Below are 20,261 nucleotides of genomic sequence, written 5' to 3' on the forward strand. Positions count from 1 at the left end.
ATGTAAAAACTGTTGAATATTCCAAGTGAATTATGTATCATATTAAGTATATGCCTTTCTAGTGTTTTGTTTTTTTAAATTTCAATTAAAACACATTTGAAAGGAATATTTTTATTCTTTGGAAATTGACTTGTTCTTTATTTGAGCATGTCTAAAAAGGAGCGGTAACTGTGAAAAGGAAGTTGATGGGTATCATATTAATGACTGTGGGGATAATTATCTTAGGTGTAATAAACTACGGAAAATTTAAAACGGAGATAATTCAGAGGCAGATGAAGAAATCTATTTTGGAGAATTCAGTTATAAATGAGAAAGAAAATGAAGAGTTAAATATAAGTGAATTAAATTTATTTAATGAGGGGGAACAAGACTCTGAGTATAGTGAACAAGATGAGGAGGTTGAAAGTAATCAATTAAAAGAGAATACTGCATCATTTGAGGATAAAGATAATTCTAATAATATAAGTAAGGAAAGTACAGATAATAAGAACGTGCCTAAAGAAGAAAACATAAAAAATGCATATGAAAATTGTATTGGGATATTGAGCATTCCCAAAATAGAGTTAGAGGTTGCTATATCTGATGGAGTAACTATGAAGAATCTTAAATATTCAGTAGCTCATTACTCTAATAGTGCAGGGCTAGGAGAAAAGGGAAACTGCAGTATTGCAGGACATAGAAGTTATTCTTATAATGAATTTTTTAATAGACTTGATGAAATTAATAAGGATGATTATATATATATTGAGACAGCTAAAAATAAATTTACATACATAGTATATGATTCATTTATTGTTAAACCCACAGAGACATGGGTTTTAGATTCACGTGAAAAATATGAAATAACTCTTATTACCTGTACTCCTATAAGAGTTGCATCTCATAGGTTAATTATTAAAGGGAAATTAGTTGAATCAATTGAAAAAAATTAAGCTTGTTCGTTTATATGCTCGAACAAGCTTAATTTTTAACTACAGTATTTTCTAAAACTCGAGGGTTTAATCATTCAAAAGCTTCTCAAGTTCATCAACACACGTAACGGGTTTCATACATGAATAGTTTTTACATACATAAGCTGTTGCTTTACCTTCTATTTGAGCTTTATCACCCAGCATAGGGCATAACGCTTTAAGTTTATCATCACCATCAGATACTAGAACAATTCTGAAAGGATTATAGGTTTTATAACAAACTTTAAGCATCCTTTGAATTTCGTTATCTTCTATGTTTCCACACAAGATAATTTGCGAACCAGGTGTGTTCTTCGTCATTAAGGAAGAAGCAAAAAAAGTATAGGCAGTAGGAGTATCTTCAGCTGTACTGCCAAAGGCTTTAAATAAATCTTCTGCTTTTTCTAGATATTCAGTAGTACCTGTAATATTATAAAGCTTCAGTAGAATATGAGCAGAAACGCTGTTTCCAGATGGTACAGAACCATCATACAGTTCTTTTGGTCGTACTATTAACTCTTCGCTGTCATTTCCGTATAGATAGAAACCATGGCTATCTTCATCCCAGAAAAGTTCAATCATTTTTTCTGTCAATTCAATAGCTTTCTCTAAATATGGAATCTTAAAGTTTGAAAGATAAACCTCTATTAATCCCCAGATAAAGAAGCTGTAATCATCTAATATGCCTAAATTATTAGTCTCTCCATTTCTGTAGCTTGCAAAAAGTCTTCCTTCCTGATTTGATAAATTATCTATAATAAATTTTACAGCTTTTTCAGATTGATTTATATAATCTTTATTGTGAAATACTCTTCCAGCATATGCAAGAGAAGCAATCATAAGACCATTCCATGAGGTTAAGATTTTATCATCTTTAAAAGGATGAACTCTCTTTTCTCTAAATCTATAAAGCTTTTCTCTTAAAGTATCAATTTCATGGTTATTTAGTTCTGATAATGTGGAGTTAATAAGATTAGGAATATTCTTCCCTTCAAAATTTCCTTTTTCAGTTATATCAAAAAGCTTGCAATACCTTTCACCATCTTCTTCACCTAAGGCACTTTTAACTTCATCAGGTGAAAAAACATAAAACTTTCCCTCAACCCCCTCAGAGTCAGCATCTTCAGCGGAATAGAATCCACCATCATGAGAAGTCATATCCCTGAGAATATAGGTAAAAATATTCTCAGTAAATTTCTTATAAAGAGTATCTTTAGTTGCTTCATATGCCTCGCAATATGTATAAGATAAAAGGGCATTATCATAGAGCATTTTTTCAAAGTGAGGTACAAGCCATTTTTCATCTACTGAATATCGTGAGAATCCAAAGCCTAGATGATCAAAGATTCCACCTCTATACATTGATTCAAGAGTCTTTTCTATGATTTTAAGTAGATTCTCGTCTTTAGTTTTTTTCCAATATCTTAATAAAAATAAAAGATTGTGTGGAGCAGGGAATTTTGGCTTGTCACCGAAGCCCCCATTTTTAAAGTCAGCTACATTATAAAGATTTTTCATAACCTCATCTATGAATTTATCTTCATTAATAGATTTAATATCCAATTTCTCACTTCTGATTAAAGCCTCCTGTGCTTTATCACCTGCATTTAAAACCTCTTCTCTTTTAAGTTCCCAGGTTTCTTTAATAGAATCAAGTAATTCTACGAAACCAGCAAGGCCATACTTGCTATGTTTAGGAATATAAGTTGCTGCAAAGAAAGGTTTTTTATCAGGTGTCATAAGTATTGAAAGAGGCCAGCCACCACTTCCAGAATAAGCTTGACAGAACTTCATATATACACTGTCTATATCTGGTCTTTCTTCACGATCAACCTTAATGCTTATATAATGTTTATTTAATATTTCAGCAACTTCTTCATCCTCAAAGGACTCCTTCTCCATAACATGACACCAATGACAACAGCTATAACCAATACTTAAAAATATCGGCTTGTCTTCTTCAGTAGCCTTTATAAAAGCTTCTTCACACCATGGATACCAGTTTACTGGATTATGGGCGTGTTGTAACAAGTAAGGAGAATTTTCATGAATTAATTTATTAACATGCTCTTTCGCAATAGTCATATCATTACCTACCTTCTTACTATTTTCAATATAGTTTATCACTTTGGAACCTGTACTATTCTAAAAGGTTAAAAAATTAAGAAATTTAATTTGAAATTATAAGCTGCCAGCTATAATTCATTTCATAATTAAGGCAACCTTGCAAAGTTTTTGTCTGTAATAAAATTGGTAATATACTATAATTTATATTGTAAAATGTGAAAGAAAGGAATAAATAAAAGTATGAATTCAGTTATTACAATTACACAAAAACAACTTTCAGAGTTTTTATTAAATGTATCAGTAGTAAGACCAGTGTTTATTTGGGGACCTCCTGGAATAGGAAAATCTTCATTAGTTGAAAAGTTTGCTGAGGAGGTGGGACTACCATGTGTTTCACTATTAGGAAGTCAGCTTGCTCCTGAGGATATAATTGGAGTTCCTCACATAGTTGATGGATGCAGTAGGTTTTGTCCACCTTCTATAATTGCAAAAGAACAGCCCTACTGTCTTTTTTTAGATGAACTAAATGCATGCTCTCATGAGGTGCAAAAGGCATTTTATAGTTTGATACATGAAAGAAGAATTGGAGAGTATAAATTGCCAGAAGGATCTATAGTAATAGGTGCAGGAAATCGTGCACAAGATAGTGCTATTGTAAAGCCTATGTCCTCAGCGCTTATAAATAGAATGATACATGTTCAGCTTAAGGCATCTCATAGAGATTGGATTAAGTGGGCAGAAGAGTCAGGAATACACCCAAATATAATTGAGTATATAAAATTAAGACCAGATCATTTATGGATGGATCCACCTAAAACTGAAGAGCCATTTTCATCACCAAGATCATGGCATATGCTCAGCGATGCAATGAAAGAATATGGCGATAATATTTCAGATGAGTGGATTGGAATACTTGCAGGAGGATGTTTATCCCCTCAACATGCAGCACAGTTTAAGGCTTTTATAAAACAGATTAAAAATAAATATAAATTAGCATCTATTATCAATGGAGATACTTCTTGGCCAAGCGATGCAAAAGATAGAGATGTTCTTTATTTCCTTGCACAATCTTTCAGATCTCAACTTATAAAAGAACTTCCTGAAAATAAAGATAAGATGACAGAAAATCATAAAATGCTTTCTCACAGAGCTAAAGCACTTTTAAAAGAATTATCATCAATAAGTGTTGAGATTGCACAAATTGTAGTTTCAGATCAAGAAGGGAATAAATGTTTACCTGCGTGGTTTATGGTTGATATTGTAAGAGACCTTCCTCGTCTTGTGAAAAAGCAGCAATAACTGCAGGAGGAAAAGTATATGGCAAATAAAAAAAAGAAGGATAAAAAGTTTGATCCAGCAGAAAGAAACTTTAATAATGCAGTGAATATTTTACATAATCATCCTATGTTTTCTTCTCTTGCATATCATGCTAGGTTTGTTCGTGAAAAAGAAAGTTTATGCCCTGAAGACGGGTGGGCAGTTATTACTAATAAGGGAGTTATTTATGTTAATTTCAATAAAAAAGCTGAAGTTGAAAACTGGGTTTATGTGCTTGCACATTGTCTATTGCACTTAGGATTTAATCATTTTAAAAATATTGAGAACTTCTTTATTTGGAACACTGTATGCGATTGTTTTATTGCTAAGTTTTTAAAAGAAATGAAACTTGGTGCTCCTCCAAGAGAGTTTTCTTATGATTATAATTTTAGAGGTAATAGTGAGGAGAAACTTTATAATTATTTTGTTGAAGAAGGTATTCCAAATACTATGAAAAATTTTGGGACGGCAGGAAATAACCATTGTGATATGATTATGGTTCATGAAAGAGAATATTCTTGGATGGACAAAATTGATTGGCAAAAATGTTTTGCACAAGGTTTGAACTCGGCAGTTACTAGTGCGGTTAATGTGGCTGGTGGATATGAGGCATATCTTGGTGCTAATAAAGAAAAAATAACTCCAGGGAAAAAAGCAAAAAATTGGTTTGTTAATAGTTACCCTCTACTTGGGGCGGTAGCGTCTTCCTTTGAGATTATTGAGGATAATATGATATGTCAGCGTATGAAGATATCAGTGGCAGCAGTTAATCCACAGTTTAAAGAAATATATATCAATCCTGCAGCAGGAATGGATGAATATGAGTGTAGATTTGTAATGGCACATGAATTTTTGCATGTATGCTTGGGGCATCACTCAAGAAGATGTGGAAGAGATCCTTATTTGTGGAATATCGCTTGTGATTATGTAATTAATGGATGGTTATTAGAAATGGGCTTAGGAGAACTTCCAAAGATAGGAGCACTCCATGATATTGAACTAAAAGGACTTTCTGCAGAAGATATATATGATAGAATTGTTACGGATATAAGAAAATATAGGAAACTTGCAACTCTAAGAGGGTGCGGATTATCTGATATTTTAGAAGGGGATGGAACTGATTGGTGGAATATTGGAGATGGTATAACTCTTGATGAATTTTATAAAAAATGCTTAAGTCAGGGACTTCAATATCATGAAAATACAGAGAGAGGCTTTTTACCCGCAGGTCTTATAGAAGAAATAAAAGCACTTTCTCAGCCACCAATACCTTGGGATGTGGAACTTGCAAAATGGTTCGATAATTACTTTGCACCCATTGAAAAGGTAAGGTCTTATGCTAGACAAAGTAGAAGACAGTCATCAACACCAGATATTCCAAGACCTAGATGGGTATATCCATATGGAAGTGAAGATGGAAGAACCTTTGGAGTTTTAATTGATACTTCAGGTTCAATGGATAGAATTTTATTAGCAAAAGCTCTTGGAACAATTGCTAGTTACAGCATGTCCAGAGATGTTCCATATGTCCGCGTTATTTTCTGTGATGCAGCAGTTTATGATGAGGGATACATGTCACCTGAAGCTATTGCAGACAAAGTAAAAGTAAAGGGGAGAGGTGGAACAATACTTCAGCTAGGCATTGATATTCTAGAAAAAGCTGAAGATTTTCCAAAAGATGGACCAATACTAATAATTACAGATGGCTTTTGTGATAAACTTCGCATTAAGAGAGAACATGCATTTTTATTACCTGAAGGTAGAAGCTTACCATTTGTACCGAAAGGTGAAGTCTTTAAAATGAAATAGGATACATTAAATCAATATAAAATAACTCCCTTTTAATTGGGGAGTTATTTTATATTTCAAAGTTTGTTTTGGAATTCCAGTATACTTAGATAATTGTCCTACCGTATAATATTGTTTCACTTTATCACCAACTTTAAAGATATAATTTCAATACGTTCATACACTGAAATTATATCATAAGTTATACACAGATTTTTAATTCCCATCTGCATTTAGAATTAATTTCATAATCAAGTTAACTTTGCAAAGTTTTTGTCTGTAATAAAACCCTTAATATAACTATAATAGATATTGTAAGGAACAGGAAAAAATGAATAGGGTAGTGCATATTTAAGTTACTTCGATTAAAGCGTTAGGTGTTGTGAGTTCGAGTCTCACTCTATACTAAATATTAGTATAGATATACCACTTCAACTATTAATTTATACAAGTCCATAACTCATTGAAACGCTGAGATTTTGAACGTGTATAAATTAAGTTGCAGTATGGTATATCAGTAGATAGCTCAAATGGTAGAGCACTAGTTGGTACAAAATGTACTAATACTTAAATAGCTTTTCTCCCTTGAATGGAGGTAGTAAAATGAGTAAGTTTAATTCTAATAAAAGTGGAATTTTTAAAAATAATAAATCGGGGCATGTTGCCTATAGTATGGATATAAAAGAAAAATTGATTATGGCAATATTAACAAGTTTCTTTAATGAAAAGAAGTTTTATGGGGATAACTCAGAGGAAATATTAGAAGATATTAGGAAAATGATTAAAGAAGATCCAAAATTTGTGGCTAATTTAGCAATCTATGCAAGAAAAGAAATGCATCTAAGAAGTATTTCACATGTGCTCATAGGAGAATTGGCACGGTCAGAACAAGGTAAGAAGTATGTGAGAAAAGCAATAAATGAAATAGTTGAGAGAGTAGATGACATGAGTGAGATAGTAAGCTATACTCTAAATACTTATGGGAAACCTATTCCTAATTCCATGAAAAAAGGAGTAGCTGATGCATTTATCACCTTTGATGAGTATTCACTTGCCAAGTATAATAGGAAGAAAGATGTGAGATTAAAAGATATTTTATGTCTTACTCATCCAAAGGCTAAAACAGAAGAGCAGAGTAATATGTTCAAAAGAGTATTAGAGGATCAGTTAAAAGCACCAGTAACTTGGGAAGTAGAATTATCAACCAAAGGAAATAAAAAAGAGACATGGGAAGAGTTGATAGAAGGAAAACGGTTAGGATATATGGCAACTTTGCGTAACCTGAGAAATATAATTAAGGCTGAGCCAAATAATATAGATGATATATATGAATTTTTAAGTGATGAAAATAAAGTTAGAAGAAGTAAACAACTCCCTTTCAGATATTATTCAGCATACAATGTTTTAAAAAATGAAGGGATTGGTACATCAAAGGTGTATGATACCCTTGAGAAGGCTTTAGAGTATTCAACTAATAATATCAATACTCTAAAAGGAAAAACTATGATTTCAGCAGATGTATCTGGTTCAATGAGGTGGAACTTGAGCGGGAAAAGTGATATTTCATGTGCGGAGATTGCTGTGCTGATGATGGCAATTTCAAATCATATTTGTGAGGAAACAATTACAACTACTTTCGATACACGTCTATACTCAAATCCAATGGCAAGTACAAATGGAATAATATCAAATGCAAATTCCATACCAATTAATGGTGGTGGAACAGATATAACATTACCTATAAGATATCTCCTTGATAATAGAATTTTTGTAGATAGAATAATAATTCTTTCAGATAATGAAATTAATAATGGCTATAATACATGTCAACATTTTCTTGAGAAATATAAAAAGAAGGTTAATCCAGATGTATGGGTTCATGCTATTGATTTGCAAGGATATGGAACACAGCAGTTTCATGGAGAGAGAGTTAACATAATAGCTGGATGGAATGAAAAAATATTGGAGTTTATATATAAAGTAGAGAATGGAATAGGAAGTTTAAAAGAGAGTATTGAAAGGTATTACTTTGATTAATGGAGGATTTTTATGATAAAAGTACAAGGAAAATATAGTGGAGCTAAGGTATTTACAGATAATATAGAACAAGAAGCAATAGACCAACTTAAAAAATTATGTGATCTACCATTTACTAAAGGATGCAAGGTAAGAATAATGCCAGATACCCATGTAGGAGTCGGGTGTGTCATTGGATTTACAGCAGACCTTGGAGATAAGGTTATTCCTAATATTGTTGGAGTTGATATTGGGTGTGGGATGCTTACTGTTGAGCTAGGTGATACAAAGGTAGATGTAAAAAAACTTGATGAGATAATAAGAAAACATATTCCCTCTGGAAAGAGTACTCATGAAGGAAGGATTGTGAGATACGAGAAACTACAGGAATTACACTGTTATAGAGACTTAAAGAGAACTAAAAGAATTGAGAGAAGTATAGGAACATTAGGGGGAGGAAATCACTTTATAGAAGTGGGTAAAGACTCTAAAGGGAAAAGTTATCTTGTTATTCACTCAGGTAGTAGGAATCTTGGTACTCAAGTGGCACAAATTTATCAGAATCTAGCTATCGATTTATGTAGTGGAAAGGAATCTTATTTCAAAGAACGTGAAGAGTTAATTCAAGAATATAAAAAAGCGGGAAGAAGGAAAGAGATACAAAAGGCATTAAAAGAATTAAAGAAAAAGTATGATGAACTTGAACCTGAATTTCCTAAACAATTATGTTATTTAACTGGAGAATTCAAAGAAAGATATCTACATGACATGAACATATGTCAAGAGTATGCTCTATTAAATAGAGAAACAATGGCAGATATTATATTGAAAAAATTAGTAGGAAGAGAATTAAAGCGATTTGAATATTTTAATACTACTCATAATTACATTAACTTTGAGGATAACATAATAAGAAAAGGAAGTATATCTGCGTATAAGGGAGAGAAGGTTCTAATTCCAATTAATATGAGAGATGGAAGTTTAATATGTATTGGTAAGGGTAATGAAGATTGGAATTACTCTGCACCACATGGTGCAGGAAGGATTATGAGTAGAACTAAGGCGAAAGAAACCGTAACCTTAGAAGAATTTAAACAGTCAATGAATGGAATATATACTACCTCTGTTAGTAAATCAACTTTAGATGAGGCTCCAATGGTGTATAAGCCTATGGAAGAGATAGTGAAGAATATTCATGATACAGTTGATATAATCGATGTAATAAAGCCTATATATAATTTTAAAGCAGAATCATAATAAAAAATAGCTGTTTGGTATAAGCAGCTATTTTATTTTAGTTTGGAATATATATGGGTGAATTTAAAAAGGAAATCAGATATAATAGTAAGATATAGGAAACAGGATAGGGGTGTAGATATGTTCAGTGATTTTATAAAGCATTATGATAATATACGCTGCATATTAAGAGATATTTTTCTTTATGGGTGTTTTTCTAGGGAAGATCTAGAGAATAAGAGTTTAGTAAGTTCAAGAAAAGTTAGTTATGAAATCAGAAGAATACAACAATATATTGAAAATGAATTCATAAGGAGTGATTGGGAAGGAAGGAACAAGCTTCTGAGCCTTAGTTATGATTCTATTAGTAATACACAAAATTTCTTGGTTAGTACCTATCAGAGTAAGAGTTTCACTAAAACAGATCTTGTTTTACACTTCTATTTATTAATGGCATTAAATAAAGTGGATAAGCCTATGACTTTTTTAGAAATTGAGGAATTTCTAATTGAAGAAGGCTTAATATCCTATGATAATATAAGTAGTAAGACTGTACAGAGAAAGATAAATGAATTAACAAACTCCTTGGAGATATTAAAATATGAAAAAAAAGGTAGGAGTAAGGCATATAGCATTTCAGAGGATATTTTAAAAGAGCTTGACAATGATGAAGTAAAAAAGTTGTTTTTTCTTGTATCTCTTTATAAAAATATATTATTTCCAACAATAAGTGGATATTATTGTGAAGAAACCTTAAAGGATTATATGGTATATGAGAGAGGAATTAATGAGGACTATGATGGTTGTTTTCAATATAAAAATCTTCATTTTCATCCTTTAATTGATGAAGAGATTCTTTGGAAATTTATGAAGGCTATAAACAGTAGAAATTTGATAAGCCATAACACTTCAAAAGCAGGAAGGCGTATAAAATCAAGAGAGGTGATTAAACCTTTCAAACTTAGGTATGATGTGAATTGTGGTAGATTTTATCTTTTTAGTTTCAATGAAAATGGAAGGTGTGTATCTTCACGTTTGGATAGGGTAGAGGACGTGGTTATTCATAAAGAAACATATAACCCAAAAGAGTTTGAACAAAAGTATACTGATTGTATGAAGAATAGCTGGTCAAGTGTTCCGTGCAACAAGATTGAGGGATACGATACCTTAAGGATTAAGGTTATTATAGATGAATCAAAGGAAAAATACATACTGGAAAAGATAAAAAGTGAATTAGGGGAATACACCATAGATAATATAGAAAATGGAGAGTATTTCATTGAAAAGAGAGTAAATGATTGCCATGAGATGATTCCTTGGCTTAGAAGTTATTCTGGATATATAAAAATAATATCTCCTAAATGGCTAGATAAAAGATTAAAAGATGATTGGAAGGAGATGCTGAACAATTATGGAATTATTTCATGAGTGTAAAAATAGATATTTTCGTTTGGTTTTCCTTATTTTAAGTTTAGCAAAGGATGGTTTGAGTAAAGAACAGGTGATAAAACTTATTGATGATGGGGAATATGATGAAAAGGTCATTGGGAAAGATTTTAAAACTTTTCAAGGGTTATTGTTAAATGAGTATGATGATAAAGATAATCTGAATCTGTTAAGGGAGAAAGATGGTCTTTTTTATCCATCAATTAATCATAGTACGAATCAAAACATCCCAGTTAGGTTTAATGTAGTAGAAAAGCAGTGGATGAAAAGATTAATAGAGGAACCTATGGTGAAGGTGCTATTAGGCGATACACTTGTTCTAAAATTAGAAGAAGCATTAAATGATGTTGAGGGAATAGGGAATATTGATATGATTGAGAGAACTTACACGGCAAATAATGATGTGAGTATTGATTATTCAAAGTTTCATGATGACTTTCATACAATTTTAGAAGGAATAGTACAGAACAAGCCAATTAGATATAGTAATGTTGATAAATGGGGAAGGCGATACGAGAATAAACTATCATTACCAATAAGAATAGAATACTCTTTAAAAGATGATAAATTTAGAATATCGATGTATTCGTTAGAAGAAAATAGACCTATTATGGTAAATCTTCACACCATAGAAAAGGTGGAACTGGTACATGATATGAAGCCAAATATTGATAAACAAGAAGTATTAAAATTGCTAAAAGAAAATAAATATGCAAAAGAGCCTATAGTGATAGAGGTTACTGATGAGAGAGGAGCCATGGAGAGATGTTTCATGTGTTTTTCAGGATTTGAGAGAACATCAAGGTTTTTGGGAGATAATAAGTATGAGATAAAACTTAATTATTATACTTTTGAAGAGGATGATGTAATAAGGAAACTTATTGCCCTTGGTCCATTTGTAAAGGTAATATCTCCACATAGGATTATTGATGTGGTAGTTAGAAAGATAAAGAAAGCTATGGAGCTGTAAAATAAAAAGATTAATCTTGTCTTTAGTGTAATTATATGGTACAATCACTTAAGAAAATATTTACAATAAATCTATGGAGGTAACAAGTTATGACACCAGCAAATTACTAAACTTATTAATTTTATTTTTACTATAGAGTTCTCATATAGAGGCTTTATAAAAAATTAATGATTATTTCACATTGGGCTTTTCTTTCCTAAAATGGGGAAGAGGTTTATTTGGTATGCTCTTTATGGAATTGGTAATTTGGAAGATAACTTGCATTACTAAAATAGTAATATTTAATAAGATATAAGAATTTATGCTGTAATAAAATAGGCATAGGTTTATATTGGTTCATATTCTAATCTTATTATAATAATTTTACGTTGAATTTTAGGCTGTAAGAAGAACAATCTTCTTGCGGCTTTTTTGTGTTTATAAAAAGTAATGCAATACTTGGAACTGAGATTTCACTAATAAGAGTATTAAAGGAAATAATCATTGATAGCATTTAAAACACATAACGAGGAGAGTGAATAAAATGGTAGAATTATCATTTAATAATATAAAAAAATATTTAGATGCTACACTGGTTTTTAAGAATTTATCATTCAATATTTATGATAATGAAAGAGTTGGAATAGTTGGAGCTAATGGATGTGGGAAAACAACGGTCTTAAAGATGATAGCTGGAATTGAGGAAATGACTAGACATGATGATGGCTGGATGAGTATACCTAGAGGGAAGAGCATAGGATATCTTGAACAAGTTCATAAGTATCCTGAGAATTACACTGTTAGGGATATTCTGAATATTTCCTTTCAAGAGTTGATTGAGATTGAAGTTGAGATGAAATCATTAGAAAGTGAAATGGCACAAATAAATGGTGAAGAGTTAGATAAAACCTTAAAGAGGTATAGCTATCTACAACAGGCATATGAGGCAAAAGGTGGATATGATAAGGAAGAGAAAATGAGCAGAGTATGTAAAGGATTAAAGCTAGAAGAAGCATTCTTGAACAAAGAATTTAAGGTGTTAAGTGGAGGGGAGAAAACTACAGTTATACTAGGTAAAATCTTACTTGAAACTCCTGATATATTGCTGCTTGATGAGCCAACAAATCATCTGGATATGGAATCTGCTGAGTGGCTTGAGAATTATATAAAGAACTACAGAGGAATTGTTATCATAGTATCCCATGATAGATATTTCTTAGATAATACTGTGGGCAAGATTATAGAGATAGAAGATATGGAGTGTATAACCTACAAGGGAAATTATTCTGATTTTGTGAAACAGAAAGATGAAGATATGCTTCAACAATTTCATCAATTTAAGGAACAACAAAAACAGATAAAATCAATGAAGAATACAATCAAGGATTTGAGAGATTGGGCACTTAGAGCTGATAATAATAAGTTCTTTAAGAGAGCTGCAAGTATACAGATAAAGCTTGATAAGATGGAGCGAATAGATAAGCCTAAGTTCGAGAAACAGAACATGAAGATGAATTTCAGTGCTACAGAACGATCGGGAAATGAGGTTATTGTTGCAAGAGAGCTAAGTAAGAGTTATGAAGATAAAGTTCTTTTTAAAGATTCAGATATGCTTATAAAATATCAAGAAAGAGCTGCACTTATAGGTGCTAATGGAAGTGGTAAAACAACATTCTTAAAGATATTATTAGGAGAAGAATCTTCAGATGGAGGAAGAGTGAAGATAGGGGAGAATGTTAAAGTTGCATATCTGCCTCAAAATATATCTTTTAACGATGAAGAATTAACAGTGGTTGAGTGTTTTAGAGAAGATATTAACATACTTGAGGGAAAGGCACGAGAGTTTTTATCTAAATTTATGTTCTTCGGAGGAGAAGCTTATAAGAAGGTGAAGCACTTATCTGGTGGAGAAAGGGTAAGACTTAAATTAAGTAAACTATTATATGAAGATATAAACTTATTAATATTAGATGAGCCTACAAATCATCTTGATATTGAATCAATTGAAACTTTAGAGAATGCTTTAGAAGAATTTAAAGGAACCGTATTCTTTATTTCACATGACAGGTATTTCATCAATAAAATGAGCAATAAGATTATTGAAATTGATAATAATAATTTTGTAAATTATGATGGAAATTACGATTTCTATAAGAAAGAAAAAAGTAATAGTAAGGAACAAGTAATTGAGCAGCCGAAAGAAAAAAAAGAAAAGATAAAGAAGTCAAAAAGAGTAGATGAGAATAAAAAAATTGAGAGAGAAGTAACTAAACTGGAAAATAGAATTTCAGTATTAGAGGAAGAGATAAGAGAGATTGATGAAAAAATGAATTCCATAGGGGATAATTATGGGGAACTTAAAGAACTACATTATGAGAGAGAAGAAAAAATCAAAGAGTTGGATAATATTCTTGAACAATGGTCAGAATGGGCTATGTGATGAACACGTGGAATATAAATGGAAAAATGGAAAGATATATGTTATAATGTCTCATAAATATTAACATGGGGGAAAGGCTATGGAGTACAATAGATTAAGTGAACATTCAAAAAGATCATGGTTTATAGCCAGATTAATTACTACAGTAATAGTGACAATTATATTATTAGGTGCTATTTATTTTACTAAAGAAGTATTAGAAATTGGGTGGGTAAGTGATTTTTCTATATATCTATATTCAGTTATAGGAATCATAGTGGCATTTTTAATATTGAATACATTTATATATCCTGCAATTGAATATGCACAATGGAAATATATGATTACTAATGACAAGGTTGATTTTGTTGAGGGAATATTTTCAACAAAAAGAACTATAATACCTATAATAAGAATTCAACAAATAACGATGGAACAAGGTATAATAAATAAACGTTTTAATCTTGTAAATGTAAAAATACATACTGCTGGTGGAGCACATGTTATACCTAATATTGAGAAAGAAAAAGCCGTAGAAATAAGTGAATATTTAAAAGATAAAATAAAGAAAAAGGTGATTGAAAATGATGCATAAGCCAAATAGAAATCACTGGAGTACAATTGTTGAAGACATTATAAAGTTCTTATACAAGGAATTGATTTTTTTAATATTTATACTAAAAGTAGTATTAAAAATTTCATTGTATTATTTAATACTGGTATTCCTAGTAAAAGCAATATTTGCAGTAGTAAAATGGAGACAAACTATTTATTATATAAAAGATGAGATGATTGTATCCGAAAAAGGATTATTTCACAAAGTGAAACAGGAAATCCCTATAGATAAAATAAGTACTATAGATATAAAGGAAACAGTTATAGGTAAAATATTTAATGTTTGCACTTTAAAAGTTAACAGCGGGATTGTAGGAACTGGTAAAGCCGAATTAGATGTTACAATAAAAGTAGATGAAGCAAGAGCATTTAAGGAAAGATTGCAGATTAATGATGAGGAACAAGATAGAAAAGAAACTATTTCAGGAGTGAAAGATTACAGCCAAAATCAAAGTGATAAAAGTAATTCAGAAAAAAGTTATAAAATGAATAAAAAAGATATATTTATATATTCTCTAACTAAAAGTAAGCTTACTTGGGTTATAGGAACTTATTTTCTGCTTGATAATTTTGATTTTCTAATTACAGATGAACTCAAAAATCAAAGTATGAACGTAATTTCAAAAGTCACAAGAGATATAGGAGATAAGGCTATAGATATCCCCATATATATTATAATTATTACTGCAATATTAGGAATTGGAATACTTTATATTTTAGCAACTATAGTATCTTTTGTTATACAATATATAAAATACTTCAATTTCACCCTTTGTAGAAGGGGAGATAATATATATGTTGAATATGGATTATTTAGCAAAAAAGTTTATAATTTTTCAATAAATAAGGTTAACTCTATAAATATATCTCAATCATTGGGGAGCCAACTTTTAGGAGTGTATAGTATGGAAGCGGCTATAGTTGGGTATGGTGAGGAAAAGGATGATAAGACTAAACCTATAGTATATCCTATAGCTAATAAAAAATTGAAAGATAATATTATTAAAGATATATTTAAGGAGTTTAATTGTGAAGAACAGATTATACTTTCTAAGAAAAATGTTCTATCAAAATTTCTTTTTATTAGAACTATAATGAGTATATTGTTGTTAGGTGTAGTACTGTATTATATAAGAATACCAAGGTATATAAAGTTGACAATCGTGATAGTAGTAGCCATAGTACAGATAATATTAGGATTTAGAAAATATTTAAATAATGGAATAGGTATTTCAAAAGAAAATATTGTTATATGTAATGGATCATTAAAAAAGAAGATGTTCATAATATCGCAAAAGAGCGTACAATCTATAGTGCAGAAACAAAGCATATTTCAAAAGCGCAAAAAGGTATGTGATTATTCCATAGATATATACTCAAATAGTTTTAATGATCTTAAGACTGTTAAGCACATTGATAGAGAGGTTATGGAAGAAATAAATGGAAGCTTAATACTATAGAAGTAATAGGCAAGTTTTAGGAATAACCATTCAACCTTATATTATAACCATTCAGATTTAATATAGTGCATTTTAGACTATAAAATTACAAATATATAAAAAATTATGTTATATTTAATTAGGTTAAATAACAATAAATATATATATATGGAGGAGATAAAACGAAGGCAAAGAGGTTATAAAAGTTATACTAATAACTAGTGTGCTCTTCATTCTAGCATCGATAACGTCATTGGCAGCTAATGTTGATAAGGAGCAAGTAGAAGTTCTCCACAAAGTTTCAACTTCTACAAGAAGGATATATTTGTAAAACAAATACATGTGAATAAAAGATTCAGATTAATAAACAAAAATTAAAGCTATGAAAATGCAGTAAAAAGCATTTTTATAGCTTTAATTTTTTATAATTTATCAAAAAGTTCATCATACGTATAAATTAAATTTTTCCAATCATAATCTACAGTTAGATATTTAAAGTCTTTCTTTCGGATATCTTCAATGTTCTCAATAGCGAAAGTTAGTTTTTCTACTAGTTCATCGAAATCCTCATAAAAAAGTTCAGGATTATTATGGTGTTCATATAGATCTGGGTAAGTTAATCTTTTTGCAAGAATTGGATAACATCCACTGTATACCCCTTCCATCACACTTATCCCAAAGAAATCGTGGTTAGAAGTAACAGGAATAATATCAGAAGCTTTTACCCATGAACGATATTCATTCACACTCATGAAACCAGAAGCTGCAATTTCTTCTTTTAAAACAGAGAATGCTTTCTCAAAAATCTGAGGAGAATTTTTATAGTTTTCACCAAGTATAGCCACCTTGAATTTTAAACCTCTCTCTTTCAATATGAATAAAGCTTTGAAAAAATCATCAGGATTTTTATCAAATTCCCATCTATGATTCCATAGAATTAAAGGGGTATCTTCATGGTAAACGTCTTCTACTATAGTATCAAGTTTTGAAAGATGCATACCTATTGGAAGAACAGATGATTTGTTTCGCAATTTTTCAACTGTGTCATTTAGTCTATAATCTGGCATCTTTTTTAGCAGATTTGATAGTTCATCATAAAATGAATTCATATTGTAACTTGAGTTAAATAACACATAATCAGCAGCTAGTGCAGTTGTATAATTCATAAATCCATAATTAATATCTCTGTTAAGTTTTTTATCTACACTATCATTTTTCCATGGATAGGTAAGTTGATTCTCATGAAAATACACAGCAATTTTCACATGAGAGGATAACTTATGCCTGATTAATGAGAGAAATGTTGTAAGATCCAGCATATCAGTAGCGAGGATTATATCTGGAGTATAATTCCCAGCTAAGAATTCTTCAGCAAGTGTTATTGCACCACCATACATTCTCCATTTCCAAAATTGACCCTTCATGCTTAAAATATCTATATCGTGAGAGCTAAGTTCTTTAAATTGATTCGCCCATGAGGCATGTGAGCCTGAAAAGAAAGGCTCGACTATTAAAATTTTCTTTGACATTATTGTAGTTCCTCCGTTTAGATGTTGTCAGGGGGTAGGGAAAGGTAAAACATAGTTGAGAGTTGAGAGTGTAGAGTTGAGAACGTTGGACATTTCTCTCTGAGAAATTTTAATTTTATTGTTCCTTGTACAATAAAGGTTTACTCGTTTCATCATAGATGAAACATTGTATTTGAAATACAAGATTTTATATTTATATAAAATGAGTAAACTCTTCTTGTTCTAAAGAACAATAAAATGTAGGTTCTGACCTTAGTCAGAACAATCCATCGTTCTCCGCTCTCAACTCACCACTCTCAACTTCTTTTTTAAGAGTAGATGTCTGAGAATTCAATGTGGATTTTTTCTACTTTATCTTCATGAGAAATTGTATCATCCACTATTGAGTTATCGTTAGGTTTAGGTACCAATGATGTAGGTATTGTGACAATAAATTCACTACCTTTGCCAAGTTCACTGTTAACACTTATGTAGCCTTCATGCATAGCTACAAGAGAGTTTACAAGGGATAATCCAATTCCACTTCCTTCATGATTTCTGTTGAGTAATCTATCAACCTGCCTAAAACGCTTGAAGATAACTGATTGTTTTTCAGGGGCAATTCCTATACCTGTATCTTTGATTGAGATCTTTACAACATGACCTAAATCGGTTAAGGTAACAGTTATTGTATCATTAGGTTTAGTGAATTTTATTGCATTTGAAATTAGGTTCAACATTATTCTCTCCATCATTTCAGGGTCTACGGCCATGATTTTTTCTTCAGTATTTGTATCAAAAATAATATTTCTAGATTTTGAGTTAACATAATTAACTGTAGAAAGTGTTATATCCTCAACAATCTCAACGATATTAACATTTAGCAGATTTAATTCGAAATATCCAGAATCTATTTTTGTAATATCAATTAGATTGTTAACCAACTTTAATAATCTATAACAGTTTTGTTTTATGGTATTATGATAGGAATTTATCTTTTGAGGATTAAGTTCTTCATCACTATTAAATTTATATTCAAGAAGTTGAGTTGTGGTAAATATAATATTTAAGGGTGTTTTTAATTCATGAGATACGTTCGAAAAAAATTCTACCTTTAGTATATTATATTCTCGTGTTTCCTCTAAAAGTTTTTTGTTTTCTTTTACAAGTGTATTGAAACTTCTAGAAAGGACACCCACTTCATCGGTACTTTCTACTTTGCTTTGGATGTCCAGATTACCTTCAGACACTTTTTCCATACATGACTTTAAATCCATAATAGGTTTAACGATAGTATTTGATAAAAAGAGAGCAATCATTATACCTACAAATAGCACAAAGATACCTATAGATATTGTAGTATATATTATAGTTTTAGATGAAGAATGTATATCATCATAATTAGCAGTGGAAATGATATACCAATCCCATTCTTTGAAATATGTGAATTTAGCCATCTTCCAAAAAGATTGGAACTCATATTCTATGGAACCTGTCTTTCTTTGGATAATATCTTGTGCAAAATCATAACTTATTAAGTTTTTACCTTTGATTTTAGGATGGAAGATAACATCACCAGCTGAATTTAAAATATACACATATCCTGTGTTGCCTATCTGAATCTTATTTATCACTTCTTCAAGATAATCATTTAATTGTTCATGACCAACACCTAAAGCCCCAATGACATTATTGTTTTCATCAAAAAGTGGAATATAACCAGAAATATACCAAGAATCCTCTATAGGAGTTTTACCATAATATGATAATTTATTTGTGATTCTATTATATATTTCTGATGAAGAGTCAAGACATGTGCCTAAAGCGTAATCCCCATTATTCTTTATATTAGTGCTTACTCTAATAAGTTTATTAGAATCTAATACAAAAATTGAACAAACAGCTCCAGTTACGTCTTCAATTTTTTTGATATATTCATCTATATTTATTAAGCTCTCTTCCCCAGCATATAAATTTGGAAGTTGATTTTCTTTAACAGTTATTTTCTGATTATAATCAACACGATAATCCCCATAGCTCTCTAAGATTTCTGAAGCATATTTAAGGTCAGTTGATACCTTATCAAATAATAAGTCATTTCTTACACTTACAATATCAAGTATCAAGGTGGAGATTTGTTCAGTTTTAGCACCTATTTCTTTAGAAAGAGCTGTTTGAGATTTTGACCCTAAAATACTTCCTAAAAGAACGGTGGAAAAGATAATAAGAAATATATAACTCCATAAAAGCTTTGATTTTATACTCATAAGTTTCTCCTCTATACTTATCTCGTATATTTTGGATAAGGCATATTTATTTTGATACGCCTAAAAAATTTCTATATAAATAAAGACCATATATATATTTCTATAAAAATCTACTTATTCCTCCCAAAATATATAAGAAGTCAATTTTAAAATTGACTTCAGACTGTTAAAAAAGCTCGATTTCTGCGTCACTAAGGCTCTCTGCGCTGCTCGAGTACATAATTCGTACACTCCACTGCTCGCC

Annotated in this window: 13 protein-coding genes; 10 read left to right on the plus strand and 3 right to left on the minus strand. The window is 30.7% G+C overall.

Annotated elements, in window-relative coordinates:
- Positions 1-170 precede the first annotated feature (170 nt).
- Entirely contained in the window at positions 171-932 is a 762-nt protein-coding gene (locus KDK92_RS10855; RefSeq protein WP_250859276.1) for a class D sortase, read from the plus strand.
- Positions 933-998: 66 nt separating this feature from the next.
- Here the strand turns inward: KDK92_RS10855 and KDK92_RS10860 are convergent, their stop codons facing one another.
- On the minus strand, positions 999-3,035 hold the full coding sequence (locus KDK92_RS10860) for a thioredoxin domain-containing protein (protein ID WP_250859914.1): 2,037 nt from the start codon (positions 3,033-3,035) through the stop codon (positions 999-1,001).
- Positions 3,036-3,257: 222 nt separating this feature from the next.
- Here KDK92_RS10860 and KDK92_RS10865 point away from each other — a divergent pair, with 222 nt between their 5' ends.
- The 9 genes from KDK92_RS10865 (at position 3,258) to KDK92_RS10905 (ending at position 16,263) form a co-directional block, all read left to right on the plus strand.
- On the plus strand, positions 3,258-4,316 hold the full coding sequence (locus KDK92_RS10865; protein ID WP_250859277.1) for an AAA family ATPase: 1,059 nt from the start codon (positions 3,258-3,260) through the stop codon (positions 4,314-4,316).
- 18 nt (positions 4,317-4,334) lie between these two features.
- Positions 4,335-6,143, plus strand: coding sequence for a vWA domain-containing protein (locus tag KDK92_RS10870; protein ID WP_250859278.1), 1,809 nt, complete (start codon positions 4,335-4,337; stop codon positions 6,141-6,143).
- Between the two features lie 582 nt (positions 6,144-6,725).
- On the plus strand, positions 6,726-8,159 hold the full coding sequence (locus KDK92_RS10875) for a TROVE domain-containing protein (RefSeq protein WP_250859279.1): 1,434 nt from the start codon (positions 6,726-6,728) through the stop codon (positions 8,157-8,159).
- Positions 8,160-8,171: 12 nt separating this feature from the next.
- Positions 8,172-9,395 carry an RtcB family protein gene (locus tag KDK92_RS10880; RefSeq protein WP_250859280.1) on the plus strand — a complete coding sequence of 408 codons (1,224 nt, stop codon included), beginning with the start codon at positions 8,172-8,174 and terminating at the stop codon, positions 9,393-9,395.
- Between the two features lie 120 nt (positions 9,396-9,515).
- Complete coding sequence (locus tag KDK92_RS10885; RefSeq protein ID WP_250859281.1) at positions 9,516-10,802, plus strand: WYL domain-containing protein; 1,287 nt, start codon at positions 9,516-9,518, stop codon at positions 10,800-10,802.
- The gene (locus KDK92_RS10890) at positions 10,786-11,790 is read left to right on the plus strand and encodes a WYL domain-containing protein (protein ID WP_250859282.1); all 1,005 of its coding nucleotides are present in this window, start codon (positions 10,786-10,788) and stop codon (positions 11,788-11,790) included. The genes KDK92_RS10885 and KDK92_RS10890 overlap by 17 nt, the downstream gene beginning before the upstream one ends.
- Positions 11,791-12,313: 523 nt before the next feature.
- Positions 12,314-14,209, plus strand: a complete 1,896-nt coding sequence (gene abc-f / locus KDK92_RS10895; protein ID WP_250859283.1) for a ribosomal protection-like ABC-F family protein — start codon at positions 12,314-12,316, stop codon at positions 14,207-14,209.
- A 79-nt stretch (positions 14,210-14,288) separates the two neighbouring features.
- The gene (locus tag KDK92_RS10900; protein ID WP_250859284.1) at positions 14,289-14,783 is read left to right on the plus strand and encodes a PH domain-containing protein; all 495 of its coding nucleotides are present in this window, start codon (positions 14,289-14,291) and stop codon (positions 14,781-14,783) included.
- Positions 14,773-16,263 carry a PH domain-containing protein gene (locus KDK92_RS10905; RefSeq protein WP_250859285.1) on the plus strand — a complete coding sequence of 497 codons (1,491 nt, stop codon included), beginning with the start codon at positions 14,773-14,775 and terminating at the stop codon, positions 16,261-16,263. The genes KDK92_RS10900 and KDK92_RS10905 overlap by 11 nt, the downstream gene beginning before the upstream one ends.
- 401 nt (positions 16,264-16,664) lie before the next feature.
- On the opposite strand, the gene KDK92_RS10910 is transcribed toward KDK92_RS10905, so the two are convergent.
- Entirely contained in the window at positions 16,665-17,771 is a 1,107-nt protein-coding gene (locus KDK92_RS10910) for a tRNA-queuosine alpha-mannosyltransferase domain-containing protein (RefSeq protein WP_250859286.1), read from the minus strand.
- Between the two features lie 308 nt (positions 17,772-18,079).
- Positions 18,080-20,017 carry a Cache 3/Cache 2 fusion domain-containing protein gene (locus KDK92_RS10915; protein ID WP_250859287.1) on the minus strand — a complete coding sequence of 646 codons (1,938 nt, stop codon included), beginning with the start codon at positions 20,015-20,017 and terminating at the stop codon, positions 18,080-18,082.
- Between the last annotated feature and the right edge of the window lie 244 nt (positions 20,018-20,261).

The sequence above is a fragment of the Oceanirhabdus seepicola genome, assembly GCF_023684385.1.
Taxonomy (GTDB): Bacteria; Bacillota; Clostridia; order Clostridiales; family Clostridiaceae; genus Oceanirhabdus; species Oceanirhabdus seepicola.

Bases quoted from the DNA above. Each gene is read 5' to 3' on its own strand.
- KDK92_RS10885 (WP_250859281.1), top strand. From the start codon at position 9,516: ATGTTCAGTGATTTTATAAAGCATTATGATAATATACGCTGCATATTA.
- abc-f (WP_250859283.1), top strand. From the start codon at position 12,314: ATGGTAGAATTATCATTTAATAATATAAAAAAATATTTAGATGCTACA.
- KDK92_RS10880 (WP_250859280.1), top strand. From the start codon at position 8,172: ATGATAAAAGTACAAGGAAAATATAGTGGAGCTAAGGTATTTACAGAT.
- KDK92_RS10870 (WP_250859278.1), top strand. From the start codon at position 4,335: ATGGCAAATAAAAAAAAGAAGGATAAAAAGTTTGATCCAGCAGAAAGA.
- KDK92_RS10865 (WP_250859277.1), top strand. From the start codon at position 3,258: ATGAATTCAGTTATTACAATTACACAAAAACAACTTTCAGAGTTTTTA.
- KDK92_RS10890 (WP_250859282.1), top strand. From the start codon at position 10,786: ATGGAATTATTTCATGAGTGTAAAAATAGATATTTTCGTTTGGTTTTC.
- KDK92_RS10900 (WP_250859284.1), top strand. From the start codon at position 14,289: ATGGAGTACAATAGATTAAGTGAACATTCAAAAAGATCATGGTTTATA.
- KDK92_RS10860 (WP_250859914.1), bottom strand. From the start codon at position 3,035: ATGACTATTGCGAAAGAGCATGTTAATAAATTAATTCATGAAAATTCT.
- KDK92_RS10915 (WP_250859287.1), bottom strand. From the start codon at position 20,017: ATGAGTATAAAATCAAAGCTTTTATGGAGTTATATATTTCTTATTATC.
- KDK92_RS10875 (WP_250859279.1), top strand. From the start codon at position 6,726: ATGAGTAAGTTTAATTCTAATAAAAGTGGAATTTTTAAAAATAATAAA.
- KDK92_RS10905 (WP_250859285.1), top strand. From the start codon at position 14,773: ATGATGCATAAGCCAAATAGAAATCACTGGAGTACAATTGTTGAAGAC.
- KDK92_RS10910 (WP_250859286.1), bottom strand. From the start codon at position 17,771: ATGTCAAAGAAAATTTTAATAGTCGAGCCTTTCTTTTCAGGCTCACAT.